Genomic DNA, 14,229 nt, shown 5'->3' on the forward strand with positions numbered 1-14,229 from the left:
AGGGCCTCATTGATCAGAAACCGGCTTGCGCCGCCAGCGCCGGCGGACTCAATTCTGTGTGACGGAGATCCTGCACGGCGCCGTGCAGCAGTTCACACAAAATTATGAAATTATTAGTTAATTTTTTACCGAATTTTTGCCGGCAGACCAGTGCGGCGAAAACGCCTCGGCGCATAAAATATCCAACGTGGCCTAAAAAGCACGCCGCCAGGCCAGGGCAAACATGAGTTCCGCTTTCAATATTTCGCACGGCGTCCGGTTTTCTTATCAAGCTTTCCAACCTATAAGACCTCATCTTCGAAAATGTCCGAAAACAGCATGTAAAGGGAAGGCAAGGCTGATGACCGCAACCCGCACCGAAACCGATACTTTTGGCCCGATCGAGGTCGCCGCCGACCGATATTGGGGCGCCCAGGCCGAGCGTTCGCTCGGCAATTTCAAGATCGGCTGGGAAAAGCAGCCGCTGTCGATCGTGCGCGCGCTCGGCATCGTCAAGCAGGCCGCCGCCCGCGCCAACATGTCGCTCGACCAGCTCGATCCTGCCCTCGGCAAAGCGATCGTCGAGGCCGCCCAGGAGGTGATCGACGGCAAGCTGAACGACCACTTTCCGCTGGTCGTCTGGCAGACCGGTTCAGGCACGCAGTCCAATATGAATGCCAACGAGGTGATCTCCAATCGTGCGATAGAAATGCTCGGCGGCGTCATGGGTTCCAAGAAGCCGGTGCATCCGAACGATCACGTCAACATGAGCCAGTCGTCGAACGACACCTATCCGACGGCCATGCACATCGCCTGCGCCGAGCAAATCGCCCATCACCTGCTCCCGGCCCTCAAGCACCTGCATGCCGCCCTTGATATGAAGGTCACCGAATTCAGCCACATCATCAAGATCGGCCGCACCCACACCCAGGATGCGACGCCGCTGACACTCGGCCAGGAATTTTCGGGTTATGCCGCACAGGTCGGCTCCGCCATCAAGCGCATCGAAATGACCCTGCCCGGCCTTTGCGAGCTCGCCCAGGGCGGTACTGCCGTCGGCACCGGCCTCAACGCGCCGGTGGGCTTTGCCGAAAAGGTCGCCGAAGAGATCGCCGCCATCACAGGCATGCCTTTCGTCACTGCGCCCAACAAGTTCGAGGCGCTCGCCTCGCATGACAGCATGGTCTTTTCCCACGGTGCCATCAACGCGGCAGCCGCCGCCCTCTTCAAGATCGCCAACGACATCCGCCTGCTCGGTTCCGGCCCGCGCGCCGGCCTCGGCGAGCTGGCGCTGCCGGAAAACGAGCCCGGCTCCTCGATCATGCCCGGCAAGGTCAATCCGACCCAGTGCGAGGCGCTGACGCAGGTCTGTATCCATATCTTCGGCAACAACGCGGCTCTGACCTTCGCCGACAGCCAGGGCCATTTCGAACTCAACGTCTATAATCCGATGATGGCCTATAACTTCCTGCAGTCGGTGCAGCTGCTCGCCGACGCCGCCGTCTCCTTCACCGACAATTGCGTCGTCGGCATCGAGGCGCGCGAAGACAATATCAAGGCGGGCCTCGAACGCTCGCTGATGCTGGTCACTGCACTTGCCCCGAAGATCGGCTACGACGCGGCGGCCAAGATCGCCAAGACGGCGCACAAGAACGGCACGACGCTGAAGGAAGAGGCCCTCGCCAGCGGCCTGGTGACATCGGAAGAGTACGACGAGATCGTGCGCCCGGAAACGATGATCGGGCCGAAGTAAGAAGGTCGCATAGGCCACAGCCCCTCATCCGGCTGCCGCCACCAACCGGGGTCGAGCCACAGGTCTCGACCCGTCCTTCGGACCCCCGCTCGGGGGGAGAAGGGGATATGCCGCAACGCCTCGACTCCCTCCAGCCTATAGCAAGGCAAACAGCGAAAAATTGTCCATCACGACGGAATTGCCCATGAAATCGAAACGGATTTCTTCAATGTCTTCGAGATTGACCTCGAGAGTGGGGCCGGTGACTTCAAGCTCCTGCTGATAGACGATCTGGCCATCGTTCAGGGCGGTGAGCGTCAGGTGAAAGGGCGCTGCCGACAATTCGGCAATCGAAACGCTCTGAAAGGTGAACTCCCCGCCATCGAGCATTTTCAAGCTTACGGGCGCGGAACCTGGAAATAGGACCGTATCGCTGAAACCGTCCTCGGTGATGGCGTCGACGCCCGGGATGGTATCATAGACATACCCGTTCAGAAGCGTCAGGTCGTGGCTGCCGTTCACCGAAAGTGCAAAGTTGCGGTAGTCAGGTAGAGAGAAATTATCCGCCCTCGAGGTGACGCCCATATCGTCGAAATCCAGGACTTCGTGGTATTTTTCGCCTACGTCGACGCCGTCGATCGCAAGGGTCAGCACGCCGAGGTCCGTGCCCCCTGAGCCATCGGACATCTTGTAGCTCAGCGTCTCGATGAGCTGATCGTATTTCCCTAAATTCTTCACGACGTCGAGCGTGTAGTCCAGCTCATATTCGAAGTGGCCGTCCGGCTTCACTCTGAAGGTTCCGTACTCGCCCTTGATGATCGTTTCATGGTCAGGCCCATGTTTGGCGTCGATACGCACGCCATTAACGAAGCGAGCATACATGTCCGCTCCCTCGGGATCACTGGCGAGGCGCAGCAGATCCCCACGGATCCAATTGTCTTCGAAAAAAACGAGAAGGTCGTCGACAGCAGTTGGCTTTGCATTTGTCATTGGAAGCCCCGGCAAGTTAACGCTGCCGGGAATATGAACTGGCCTCGACCGGAAGGCAACCTGAAGTCGTCCTTTATCGAGGCACGCGCCGATCCCACCGAACTCCGGCCGTATCCTGATTGCATTTGCCCCGCGGCGGATTTAGACCGGTTCCAATCTAGCGACGCCCTACCAGAAAGGTCACTTCGATGGCTGACGATCTCTTCCCTCTCGGCAAGGATACCACCCCCTACCGCAAGCTCAGCGGCGACCACGTCTCGGTCGACACGTTCAAGGGCCAGGAGATCCTGACCGTCGAGCCGGAAGGCATCCGCCTGCTGGCCGAAACCGCCTTTGCCGACATCAACCATCTGCTGCGCCCCGGCCACCTGAAACAGCTCGCCTCGATCCTCGATGACCCTGAGGCGACCGATAATGACCGTTTCGTTGCCTACGACCTCTTGAAGAATGCTAATATCGCCGCCGGAGGCGTGCTGCCCATGTGCCAGGATACCGGCACGGCGATCATCATGGGCAAGAAAGGCCGCAGGGTCTGGACCGAGGGCGAGGATAGTGCAGCGCTGGCCCGCGGCGTCATGGACGCCTACGAGAAGAAGAACTTGCGTTACTCGCAGCTCGCGCCGGTCAAAATGTTCGAGGAGAAGAACACCAGGAACAATCTGCCGGCCCAGATCGACATCTACGAGGAAGGCACAGACGCCTATGAATTCCTCTTCGTCGCCAAGGGCGGCGGCTCGGCCAACAAGACCTTTCTCTACCAGGGCACGCCCTCGCTCTTGACCCATGACCGGATGATCGACTTCCTTAAGGAGAAGATCCTGACGTTAGGGACGGCAGCCTGTCCTCCCTATCATTTGGCGATCGTCATCGGTGGCACTTCGGCCGAAATGAACCTGAAAACCGTCAAGCTTGCCTCGACGCGTTATCTCGACGAGCTGCCGACCGAAGGTTCCGAGAGCGGCCACGCCTTCCGCGACGTCGAAATGGAGAAGGAAATCCACAAGCTGACCCAGCAGATGGGCGTCGGCGCTCAGTTCGGCGGCAAGTATTTCTGCCATGACGTGCGCGTCATCCGCCTGCCCCGCCACGGCGCCTCGCTGCCGATCGGCCTCGGCGTCTCCTGTTCCGCCGACCGTCAGGCCAAGGGCCGCATCACCCGCGATGGCATCTTCCTCGAACAACTCGAAACCGATCCGTCGAAATACATGCCCGAGATCGACGAGGCGAAACTGTCGGAATCGACGGTGCGTATGGACCTCAACCGGCCGATGCCCGAGGTGCTGGCCGAACTCTCCCGACATCCCGTCAAGACACGCCTGTCCTTGACCGGCACCATCATCGTCGCCCGTGACCTCGCCCATGCCAAAATCCGCGAACGGCTCGAAAAAGGCGAAGGCATGCCCGATTACCTGAAAAACCACCCGGTCTATTATGCCGGCCCCGCCAAGACGCCGGTCGGCTACGCCTCCGGCTCCTTCGGCCCGACCACGGCAGGCCGCATGGACAGTTACGTCGACCAGTTCCAGTCCTTCGGCGGCTCGATGGTGATGCTCGCCAAGGGCAATCGTTCGCGCGCCGTACGCGAAGCCTGCAAGAAACACGGCGGATTCTATCTCGGCTCGATCGGCGGCCCCGCCGCCCGTCTTGCCCAGGACTGCATTCGCAAGGTCGAGGTCTTCGAATATCCCGAACTCGGCATGGAAGCGGTCTGGAAGATCGAAGTCGAAGACTTCCCGGCCTTCATCGTCATTGACGACAAGGGCAATGATTTCTTCCAGGAGCTGAATTTGGGGTAATGGGCAGGCTGCGTTGCCGCCTGCGCTACCGTGCCGACGCCTTATCCGACGCGTTGACATTCCGCGCCGTCACCGCCTCGCCTACGCTCACCACATCCCCGGCATCGACCCTTGCCAGGATCTCCGTGCGGAACGCGCCGGCGAAGAAGCCGGTGTGCTCCAGCAGCAAGGTGCCGGCGGCCAGCACGGTGAAGGCGAGGATAGCGAAAGAAAATATGACGGCAGGTTTCCACGATCTCACGCCCTGGCTTGCAGGCTACGATCGGGTTTGCCGTCAAGAAATATCATGCCGAAATACCGGGACTGCAATACGAAACGGCCAAAACCAGCTGTCGACAAGATGAATACGGTCTCCGCCAGAGAAGAACTGTTAGTTTTCCGGACACTGTACCCGCTCAGCGAGTATGCACTGTCCTGCTAAAGATACGTTTTTCCGTGGAGAATCATAGGCTTGATCGAAGTATTGGCCCATGGAGCATTTGTCGTATGTAATCTTTGGTATATATCGCTTTAATCTTTTCCCAAGAAATTTAAGCTAACAAACAGAATATTGCCTTTGAATATATGAGGAGTTCGCCGGATGAATACGGCTGTCGCGCCCAAGGTGCCGGTTCCCGACGTTGCGGGTCAGATCACCTATGCCATGCGCTCCATGGGCGTTGCGCCGATACCGCGCAATTACGAACTCTTCTACGAGGCCTATATCGGCTCCAATCCTGCGCTGACCCGCGAGCTCGCGGCCCTCGGCGGCCAGGTGACCCAGGCCGAACTCGATGCGCTCGGCGCGCAGCACTTCACTCACAGCCCGGCCCGTGTCTTCGACGACGCCCATACGCGCATTGCCGGCGAACTCGACGGCCTGCTACGCATTCTCAGGCAGGAGCAGAGCTCGCTCGAAAGCTATACCAGGCTGCTCGGCGAGACCCACAAGCGCATCACCTCCAAGAGCAATGCCAGCGTCGAACTGATCGAAAACGCCATCGATCTGCTGAGCCAGGCGACCGGAGACACCATGGCGCATGGCGAACGCACCGTCGAGGACGTCGTCCAGCGCTCGCAGGAGATGGATCAGGTCCGCAAGGAACTCGACGAATACAAGCGCATCGCCAACACCGACTCGCTGACGCGCCTTTCCAACCGCCGCGCCTTCGACGACCGTCTCGCCGCCATCTTCGACAATTCTAGCATGCGGCCGGTGACGGCACTGCTGCTCTGCGACATCGACAATTTCAAGAAGATCAACGACACCTACGGCCATCCGGTCGGCGACAAGGTGCTCGCCACCGTCGCCTCTGTCATCCGCAGCAACGTTCGTCGCGACATCTTCGTCGCCCGCACTGGCGGCGAGGAGTTCGCCCTCATCATCGACGGCAACACGCCCGAGGAAGTTACCGCGATCGCCGAGCGCATCCGCCGCACGCTTGAGACGACGCCCTTCAAAAATTCTCGCACGCGGGTAAATTACGGTCCGGTCACCGTCTCGATCGGCATCTGCATGGCCTCCAATGCCGAGGATGCCGGCGAACTCTATAGCAAGACCGACATCGCGCTCTACGGCGCCAAGAATGCCGGCCGCAACTGCACCATCCTCTATCAGGACGGCATGCAGAAGGATTTCACCAAGAGCTGGTTGATTTATAAGACGTGAGGTGATCCAACGCCGCGCGCTGTCACCGGCAGGTGACGGTTTGATTTGTTGACAAACCTCGTTCCTTACTCGGCGTCATCCTCGGCCTTGTGCCGAGGATCTGCTGCACCGGCTGCAGATGCTCGGGACAAGCCCGAGCATGACGAAATAAAAGTTGGCCGACTTTGTCGGCAGTCTGGGCCAAGGTGACGATGCCCTACCACATCGTCTTCGCCGCGCGCCCCGGCCATTCCCGGTCGTAGGTTTCCTGGTCGAAATCGCCGGTCGCGGCCTTCAGCATCTGCCCGGGCGTCGGCAGCTTCGCCGGATCGGCAAAGTGTTCTCCATTCCAGAGCTCGGCCCGCATCACGGCACGTGCGCATTGGAAATAGACCTCGTCGATCGAAATGACGACGACGGTGCGCGGATGTTTGCCGTCCATCTCGAAGCTCGAAAGCAGCGCCTCATCGTTGGAGACGACGCCTCGGCCGTTGATACGCACCGTCGTGTTCGAGCCGGGGATCAGGAACATCAGCGCCAGCCGCGGATCACGGACGATGTTGGAGAGCGAATCGACGCGGTTGTTGCCGCGCCAGTCCGGCAGATGCAGCGTCTCGTTGTCGATGACACGCACCACGCCGCCAAGATCGCCGCGCGGTGAACAATCGAGCCCTTCCGGCCCGACGGTCGCAAGCGCCGCAAACGGTGAGATCTCGATCATCTCACGATAGAGCGGGGTCAATTGCTTCGTCACCTTGGTGACCGAGGCCGGCGAAAGCCCGGCGCCATAGATCGTATTGAGCTCTTCGATGCTGCTGATGATTTTCATGAGGCGTCCCGCCGCGGCTTGATCTTCGCGACGGACGCTACAATGCCGCGCGCCTTGCCGGAAGCTCAAAAAACGGAATGATCTCCGCATCTTTTTTGATGCTTTCATCCAGCACTTCACCCACGCCCCGATCGCCGTCGAGAAACGCCGCGATCGCGGCAAGAACCGGCGCGGCGCCGATGATGCGCCGGTGGCCGAAGCCGTTCGCCCAGAGGAGTCGAACGCCCTTTCCCGCCGCGCCGTAGCGCCTGGCATGGAGTGACGACACCTCCTTGTCATCTTCGGCATGGATGACGAGCACCGGCCGGCCGATGACGCCCGCCGCCGCGCCGGCGTCGAAATCCTCAAGTCTCCGTCCGGTGACGCGATGGACTTCATTTTCCAGTGCCGCTTGCGTTGCAGCGCGAAGGCCGATCATCCGGCCGAAATCGGTAAACAGCCAGCCCATCTCGCTCGGCGCGCCGATCAGCACCAGGCGATCGCCGCCAACAGGGGCCACGCCGGGCAGCAGGCCAGCCGCCGAAACCATCAGCGCCGCCCCACCGAAGGAATGGCCGATCGCCGCATCGAATGCCCCGAAGCGCGCCTCGGCCGCCGCGATCGTCTCGACGGCAAGCCCCATATGCAGGAAGCGCCCGCCCGAACGGCCGTGGCCGGGAAAATCGAGTGCCACAACCTCCGCGCCCGTCGCCGCAAGCATCGAGACGAGTTCGGCCATATAAGCCGCGCTCGATCCCCAGCCATGCGTCACCAGATAGCGCTTGCGTTTGCCCCTCGCCCCGCCGTTCAGCCGATAGGCATGCGCTTGGCGCCCGCCGGCAAGCCGGAGGGTGAAGCGTTCGGCACCGGCAAGCCGGGCCGCGCCGACCGCATGCGCCGCCTTCGCCTTTGCTCCCTTCGGCTTTGTCGATGGCGTCCGGCAGAATAACTGGAACGCCGCTCTGCCTGCCAGATCAGGAGAAACCGCCTGCAGAACCGAAAACCCGAGGCGGGTGACGTCAAGCGCAAAGTTTGCCATAGTGGGATTCCAAAAGACTGTTCAACACTGAACAATAAAGTACAACGATGAACAAAAATCAATCCCTTCCCTGGGATCATCCGCGTTTTCGCAGCTGGATCGCGGTGGCTCGCGCTTGCCAGCTGATGCAACAATCCCTTTCCCGCTCGCTTGCCGATCTCGACATCAAGCCGCCGCACCTCGATATCCTGGTCAATCTCTATCGTTTCGAGGGCATCTCGCAGCAGGAGCTGGCGCGCAAGCTGCTGGTCGGCCGCTCCAATATGAGCATGCTGCTGCCACAGATGGAAAAGCGCGGTCTGCTCCTTCGCCGCGATGACGAGCGCGACAAGCGCGTGCTGCGCCTCTATTTGACGCCAGAGGGTCGAAAGCTCAGTGAGGAAGCCATGGCCATCCAGACCGGCCTCATCGACCGCGTGCTGTCGGACGAGCCGATAGAGCAATGCATGGCGACCGCCGCATCGATGGAGCGGATCATCACCGTGCTGCTCAGGGACCTGCGCGACGAAGACCGAGCAGAGAGCTGAATTGGTTCCGGTATCAAGTGGGTGTGTGCTATCTTCGAAACCTGTAGCGCACAAGCGGGGTAAGCGATCATGTCGGGATGGGACGACAAGCTTGCAATCGATGAGCTTCTCCACAACTGGGCGATCTGGCGGGATGCCGGTCATTGGGAGCGTTTCCAGACCGTGTGGCACGACGACGGGTGGATGATGGCGACTTGGTTCCAGGGGCCTGCAACGGAGTTCATTCGGGTCAGCAGGGAGGGCTGGGACAAAGGCGTCAATATCCTCCACTTTCTCGGAGGCAGTTCGATCGACATCAGAGCGCATCGGGCGATCGCTCAGACCAAGATGACAATCTCCCAGCGGGCATCGATTCACGGCTGCCTTTGCGACGTCGTCTGCACCGGCCGTTTCTACGATTTCCTTGAAAAGAGAAACGACCGCTGGGCGATCGTGATCCGGCAACCGATCTATGAGAAAGACAGGATCGACCCCGTTTTGCCGGCTGACTTACCCGAGCTCGACCAGGGGGCTTTACAGGCATTTCCGGAAGGATACCGGCATCTCGCCTATATTCAGGAGCAGATCGGCTATCGCGTAAAACGCGACATGCCGGGTCTGAAGGGCAAGCAGGTGGAGGCGCTCTATCAGCGCGGCGATCGCTGGCTGGAGGGGCTTGCCGTTACGCCACAGGAGTTTCTGTCGGTCACGTGAGCTTATGCCTCGGCGCCGGACGACGCTAGTGCAGCGTCGGCGCCGCCGTCGTGCCGGTCAGCGAGCGATATTCCCAGGCGGCGACGATGATCAGCACCAGCGTCGCCAGAATGCCCATCAAATAGACCTCGATGAACGGTGCTGCGAAGGCGAGCAGGATCAAGAACACCAGGCCGGCGAGATGCGATAGCGGCATCTTCCCGCTGGTCGCGCCCTTGAACCAGAGATTACCGATCAGGAACAGGCCGGAGCCGCCGAGCACGGCCGCGGCGATGCCGAGATTGCCCGTCTCGTGCGGATGCGAGAACATGAACTCGACCGCGACCGCATGGACGATGATGCCGGCAAGAATTGGGATATGCCCATAGGTGAAGGCCTGCCGCGCCAAGCTTCCCGGCGCCTCTTCATGCTCGATCCGGTGGGCGGCGCGCCCGTGGCCGAAGCGGAAGTAGAGCCACCACATGGCGACCGTGCCGATGAAGGCGGTGACGAAGACGACGCCGGTCAGCCCCGAGAACGGCAGCTCGGAAAAGGTGCGGCCGGAAACGAGGATTGCCTCGCCGAGGCAGATGATAACGAAGAGCGCGCAGCGCTCCGCCATGTGCGCGCCGGAAACGTCCCAGTCCCGCGCCGTCGAGTGGCCGAGCCCCGGCACGGCAAAGCCCGCGGCCGGCCCAGCATATTCGATCGCAAGCGCTATCACCCAGGCAATCAGCCGGGCTTCATGCTCGAGCAGCCCGCCGGCAATCCAGAAGACCCCGGAAACCACGAGCCAGGCGGTAATGCGGACGAAATTCAGCGTATTGGCGCGGTCGACGCGTGTCATCGCATAGGTCGTAAACAGCGAGCGCCCGACCTGCATCGCCACATAGGCGCCGGCAAACAGCAGCCCCTTGTCGCCGAAAGCCTCGGGGATCGAGGCAGACAGCAGCAGCCCGAGCATCATCAGCGCCACCAGCATCCCGCGCACCGGCATCTTGTCCGGATCGAGCCAGTTCGTCACCCAGGTTGTGAAGATCCACACCCACCAGACGGCGAAAGTCATCAGCGCCGCTTCGGCGGCACCGAGCGGCGTGTAGTGGGCGGCGAGCGCATGCGAAAGCTGCGAGATCGAAAAGACGAAGACCAGGTCGAAGAACAGTTCGAGGAAGGTCACCTTGTTGCCGGCAGCACTCCCCTTGGCGCGCAGCCAGTTCTTTCCGTTCGTTTTCGCCATATGGCCCCCGATGGCTGGAATTATGGGTCTATTGAAACTGATAGCGGCGCTCTCGTGAGCGTCAGCGCGGCTTCTCCGCCGTGTCGCGGTTCATGCCCTTTTTGCTGAGCTCGTCCTCATAGGCCGAAAACAGCTCCGCGCCCCGTTCGCCGAGCTCGCGCAGATAGGTCCAGGTGTAGATGCCGGTATCGTGCATGTCGTCGAAGCCGATCCGGACCGCGTAATTGCCGGTCGGCATCATCGAGATGATCGCAACATTGCGTTTGCCGGGCACCGTCACTTTCTGCCCCGGCCCGTGGCCCTGCACCTCGGCCGAGGGCGACAGCACACGCAACAGCTCGGCCGACAGATCGAAGCTCTGGCCGTCGTTGAAGGTCACCACCAGCCGCTGCCTGTCTTTCGAGACGCGAAGTTCGCTCGGCCAGAAATCGCTCATCATTTTGTCCTCTTCTCATGCGAGGAGTAGGCGCTGATCTTTTTCAGCGCAAGCTGAAATTGCCATGCTCGCGCGGGCTGTTTCCCTTGACGCGACAATAGCATATGCCCACATTGATGAGAGTACGGAGATACAGGTGAACACCAGAGTCGAAACGATAGGCAATGCATCGCCGCTGGTGGCGGGTGCACATCCGATGATCGACCCCTTCGGGCGGGCGGTCACCTATCTCCGCGTCTCCGTCACCGACCGCTGCGATTTCCGCTGCACCTATTGCATGGCGGAGAATATGACCTTTCTGCCGAAGAAGGATCTTTTGACGCTGGAAGAGCTCGACCGGCTCTGTTCCGCCTTCATCGCCAAGGGTGTCAGGAAGATCAGGCTGACCGGCGGCGAGCCCTTGGTGCGCAAGAACATCATGTATCTGGTGCGCCAGCTCGGCCAGAAGATCGGCTCCGGCCTCGACGAATTGACGCTGACCACCAACGGCTCTCAGCTTTCCCGCCATGCCGACGAGCTCTATGATTGCGGCGTGCGCCGCATCAACGTCTCGGTGGATACGCTCGACCCCGACAAGTTCCGCAAGATCACCCGCTGGGGCGACTTCGCCAAAGTCATGGAAGGCATTGACGCGGCTCAGAAAGCCGGTCTGAAAATCAAGCTCAACGCCGTGGCGCTGAAGGATTTCAATGATGCCGAGATGCCGGAGCTGCTGCGCTTCGCCCATGGCCGCGGCATGGATCTCACCGTCATCGAAACCATGCCGATGGGCGAGATCGAAGAAGATCGCACCGACCAGTATCTGCCGCTTTCAAAGCTGCGCGCCGATCTCGAAGAGCAGTTCACCCTTGCGGACATCGATTACCAGACCGGCGGCCCGGCGCGTTACGTCAGGGTCGAAGAAACCGGCGGCCGCCTTGGCTTCATCACGCCGATGACCCATAATTTTTGCGAAAGCTGCAACCGCGTGCGCCTCACCTGCACCGGCACGCTCTACATGTGCCTCGGCCAGAACGACGCCGCCGATCTCCGCGCCGCACTCCGCGCCACCGAAGACGACGCCCTCCTCCACGCCGCCATCGACGAGGCCATCACCCGCAAACCCAAAGGCCACGACTTCATCATCGACCGCACGCATAATCGCCCTGCCGTGGCCAGGCATATGAGTGTTACTGGTGGGTGAGAAGCGGTCCCGCAAGCGGGAGCAATCGATCCAGTGAATCGATTGCAGCTTCGAACGCCCTGAGCCATGCGAAGGGCCGGGATAGGGTGCGGCAGACTCCATCTTCTCTTCTCCCCAGCGGGGAGAAGAGGGGGCAAGTGGAACCGCCGCGCCAACCCCATCACCCAGGCTTACGCGCACAAATCGCAAACCGCTCCTGCACCATCCGCTCAAGCCCGCGCAGAAACGGCATCTTTCGAGCCTGCGCCCAATGGATGTCGGCGAGTTTGCGGTCGACGACAATATCCGTAAAACCGGCTTGGCGCAGAAGATCGACGACTGCTTCCGCTGGCATCTGCTTGGAGAAATGCACCCGAGAGCGGATCTTCTGGTGCCGTGCCATCATATCCGGCGACATATGGCTCGCTGGCGGTTTGCCTGTCACCTTCGTCCAGAGCTTCTGCAGCCCCTTGACCCAGGTCTCCTTGCCCATATTGCCGTCGAGGATTAGCACTTTGCCGCCCGGCTTCAGCACCGAGAACCATTCCTTGAAGGCCGACGCCGGGTCCACCAGTGTCCAGACGAGATGCCGGTTGGTGATGACGTCGTAGCTGTTCTTGGGCTCCATCGTGTTTTCGGCGTCGCCGGAAACGAAGCGGATATCGGTGCCGCGCTTCTTCGCCTTGGCGCGCGCCTGCGCGAGCATCGCATCCGACCAGTCGAGCCCCGTGACCGCAAAGCCGGCATCATGCATCAGATGCGAGATGACGGCGGTGCCGCAGGCGAGATCGAGGGCCGCGCGCCCCTTCCCTTCGCCGAGATGTTTTCTGATCAGCCGCTGCCAGCCTTTGCGTTCCGCTTCCGAAAAGATTTCATGGCCGACGCTCTGGTCGAAGGTCGCCGCCCTTTCCGACCAGAAGTCGCGAATTTCGTCGCGGATCGAGTAGTTCGTATTCATGGAATTCATCTTGGGCATCCCGGCTTTGGATCACTTTGGAAACGCTCTAAAACATAAAACTTGATTCACAAAGTCATATTTCATATGCCTGCGGACATTATTCAGACATCGGGGGAATTTCCAGATGAATTTCGTAAAAATGCTCGCAGTCTCCGCAGCTGCGATTGCCGGCTTCATGCCGCTTTCGGCTTGGGCGCAGTCCTTCACCATCAAGGACGTGGCAGGCCGTGAGGTGACCTTCGACAAGCCGGTCGAGCGTGTGATCCTTGGGGAAGGCCGCATGCTCTACGCAGTCGCGCCGATCGAGAAGGAAGATCCCTTCGCCAAGATCGTCGGTTGGCGCAACGATCTCTGGACCACCGACAAGGACGGCTTCAACGCCTATGTCGAGAAGTTTCCGAAGGGCAAGGACCTGCCCTTCCTCGGCAACCTGACCGACGGCACGCTGCAGACCGAGACGGTCGTCAAGCTTCATCCCGATGTGCTGCTGCTGCCGATCGGCAACAAGGCAGCGGCCGACGAGGTGAAGCTCGAAGACATGCTGAACGGCATCGGCGTGAAGATCGTCTATATCGATTTCCGCGAGCACATTCTCGCCAACACCGAGCCGAGCCTGAAGATCCTCGGCCAGATCTTCGGCCATGAAGACCGCGCCGAAGCCGTCGCCAGCTTCTGGAAAGAGCAGATGGCCCGCGTCACCGACAAGCTGAAGGCCGCCAACCCGCCGAAGCCCAATGTTTTCATGTACCGCGCCGCAGGCCTGGTCGAATGCTGCGGCACCTTCGGCCCCGACAATTTCGGCCTGATGGTCGATTGGGCCGGCGGCCACAATCTCGGCTCCGATTTCCTGCCGGGCTATACCGGCTCGATCAATGCCGAGCAGGTCGTCGCCTCCAATCCTGACGTCATCGTTGTCACCGGCTCCAACTGGAGCCAGACCAAGAATGCCAAGGACTTCGTGAATGTCGGCCCGAAAGCCGCCGCCACCTTCGACGACAGCCGCAAGGCGCTGAACACGCTGATGGAAAACCCTGCCTTCACCGGCTCCAGGGCGGTTGCCGGCGGCAATGTCCATGCGATCTGGCACCAGTTCTATACCAGCCCCTACCAGTTCGTCGCCGTCCAGCAACTGGCCAAGTGGTTCCATCCTAACCTCTTTGCCGACCTCGATCCCGATGCCACCTTCAAGGAATTCCACGAAAAATTCCTGCCGGTCGCCTACCAGCCGGGTTACTGGGTCGACGCCAAGGCGGGTCGGTAATCCGA

General features: G+C 60.6%; 14 protein-coding genes and 1 pseudogene. 7 read left to right on the forward strand and 8 right to left on the reverse strand.

The genetic code is table 11. The features are described 5' to 3' along the window. Positions 1–13: 13 nt before the first annotated feature. Entirely contained in the window at positions 14–280 is a 267-nt protein-coding gene (locus OIU37_RS04005) for a hypothetical protein (RefSeq protein ID WP_182211353.1), read from the reverse strand. Between the two features lie 60 nt (positions 281–340). On the opposite strand from OIU37_RS04005, the gene fumC reads away from it, so the two are divergent. Then, the gene (gene fumC / locus OIU37_RS04010) at positions 341–1,732 is read left to right on the forward strand and encodes a class II fumarate hydratase (protein ID WP_171602685.1); all 1,392 of its coding nucleotides are present in this window, start codon (positions 341–343) and stop codon (positions 1,730–1,732) included. 135 nt (positions 1,733–1,867) lie between these two features. On the opposite strand, the gene OIU37_RS04015 is transcribed toward fumC, so the two are convergent. Beyond that, on the reverse strand, positions 1,868–2,701 hold the full coding sequence (locus OIU37_RS04015) for an Ig-like domain-containing protein (protein ID WP_138329244.1): 834 nt from the start codon (positions 2,699–2,701) through the stop codon (positions 1,868–1,870). A 188-nt stretch (positions 2,702–2,889) separates the two neighbouring features. Between OIU37_RS04015 and OIU37_RS04020 the strand changes: the two genes are divergently transcribed. Next, positions 2,890–4,497: a fumarate hydratase gene (locus tag OIU37_RS04020; protein ID WP_171602686.1), complete on the forward strand. Its 1,608-nt coding sequence runs from the start codon at positions 2,890–2,892 to the stop codon at positions 4,495–4,497. Positions 4,498–4,522: 25 nt separating this feature from the next. On the opposite strand, the pseudogene OIU37_RS04025 reads toward OIU37_RS04020, so the two are convergent. Further along, positions 4,523–4,730: pseudogene (locus OIU37_RS04025) on the reverse strand (hypothetical protein). A gap of 347 nt (positions 4,731–5,077) precedes the next feature. Here OIU37_RS04025 and OIU37_RS04030 point away from each other — a divergent pair. Continuing rightward, positions 5,078–6,145 (forward strand): GGDEF domain-containing protein, encoded by a 1,068-nt coding sequence (locus OIU37_RS04030; protein WP_171602687.1) that lies wholly within the window; start codon positions 5,078–5,080, stop codon positions 6,143–6,145. Between the two features lie 196 nt (positions 6,146–6,341). On the opposite strand, the gene OIU37_RS04035 is transcribed toward OIU37_RS04030, so the two are convergent. Both OIU37_RS04035 and OIU37_RS04040 read right to left on the reverse strand, forming a co-directional pair. Then, positions 6,342–6,953, reverse strand: a complete 612-nt coding sequence (locus tag OIU37_RS04035) for a pyridoxamine 5'-phosphate oxidase family protein (RefSeq protein WP_264255886.1) — start codon at positions 6,951–6,953, stop codon at positions 6,342–6,344. A 37-nt stretch (positions 6,954–6,990) separates the two neighbouring features. Continuing rightward, positions 6,991–7,971 carry an alpha/beta hydrolase gene (locus OIU37_RS04040; protein ID WP_171602689.1) on the reverse strand — a complete coding sequence of 327 codons (981 nt, stop codon included), beginning with the start codon at positions 7,969–7,971 and terminating at the stop codon, positions 6,991–6,993. Positions 7,972–8,018: 47 nt separating this feature from the next. Between OIU37_RS04040 and OIU37_RS04045 the strand changes: the two genes are divergently transcribed. Both OIU37_RS04045 and OIU37_RS04050 read left to right on the forward strand, forming a co-directional pair. Then, positions 8,019–8,498 carry a MarR family winged helix-turn-helix transcriptional regulator gene (locus tag OIU37_RS04045; protein WP_171602690.1) on the forward strand — a complete coding sequence of 160 codons (480 nt, stop codon included), beginning with the start codon at positions 8,019–8,021 and terminating at the stop codon, positions 8,496–8,498. Between the two features lie 69 nt (positions 8,499–8,567). Continuing rightward, a complete protein-coding gene (locus OIU37_RS04050; RefSeq protein WP_171602691.1) occupies positions 8,568–9,191 on the forward strand; it encodes a nuclear transport factor 2 family protein in 624 nt (207 codons plus the stop codon). A gap of 25 nt (positions 9,192–9,216) precedes the next feature. Here the strand turns inward: OIU37_RS04050 and OIU37_RS04055 are convergent, their stop codons facing one another. Then, positions 9,217–10,407, reverse strand: coding sequence for a low temperature requirement protein A (locus OIU37_RS04055; protein ID WP_264255887.1), 1,191 nt, complete (start codon positions 10,405–10,407; stop codon positions 9,217–9,219). A 61-nt stretch (positions 10,408–10,468) separates the two neighbouring features. Further along, entirely contained in the window at positions 10,469–10,843 is a 375-nt protein-coding gene (locus OIU37_RS04060; protein WP_264255888.1) for a DUF971 domain-containing protein, read from the reverse strand. A gap of 136 nt (positions 10,844–10,979) precedes the next feature. Between OIU37_RS04060 and moaA the strand changes: the two genes are divergently transcribed. Then, positions 10,980–12,026 (forward strand): GTP 3',8-cyclase MoaA, encoded by a 1,047-nt coding sequence (gene moaA / locus OIU37_RS04065; RefSeq protein WP_264255889.1) that lies wholly within the window; start codon positions 10,980–10,982, stop codon positions 12,024–12,026. Between the two features lie 160 nt (positions 12,027–12,186). Here the strand turns inward: moaA and OIU37_RS04070 are convergent, their stop codons facing one another. Then, positions 12,187–12,972 carry a methyltransferase domain-containing protein gene (locus OIU37_RS04070; RefSeq protein WP_171602695.1) on the reverse strand — a complete coding sequence of 262 codons (786 nt, stop codon included), beginning with the start codon at positions 12,970–12,972 and terminating at the stop codon, positions 12,187–12,189. Between the two features lie 115 nt (positions 12,973–13,087). Here OIU37_RS04070 and OIU37_RS04075 point away from each other — a divergent pair, with 115 nt between their 5' ends. Beyond that, a complete protein-coding gene (locus OIU37_RS04075; protein WP_171602696.1) occupies positions 13,088–14,224 on the forward strand; it encodes an ABC transporter substrate-binding protein in 1,137 nt (378 codons plus the stop codon). The last annotated feature ends 5 nt before the right edge of the window (positions 14,225–14,229 follow it).

Origin of the sequence: Rhizobium sp. BT-226 (assembly GCF_025847085.2) — a bacterium.
In the GTDB taxonomy this organism is placed as follows: domain Bacteria; phylum Pseudomonadota; class Alphaproteobacteria; order Rhizobiales; family Rhizobiaceae; genus Rhizobium; species Rhizobium sophorae.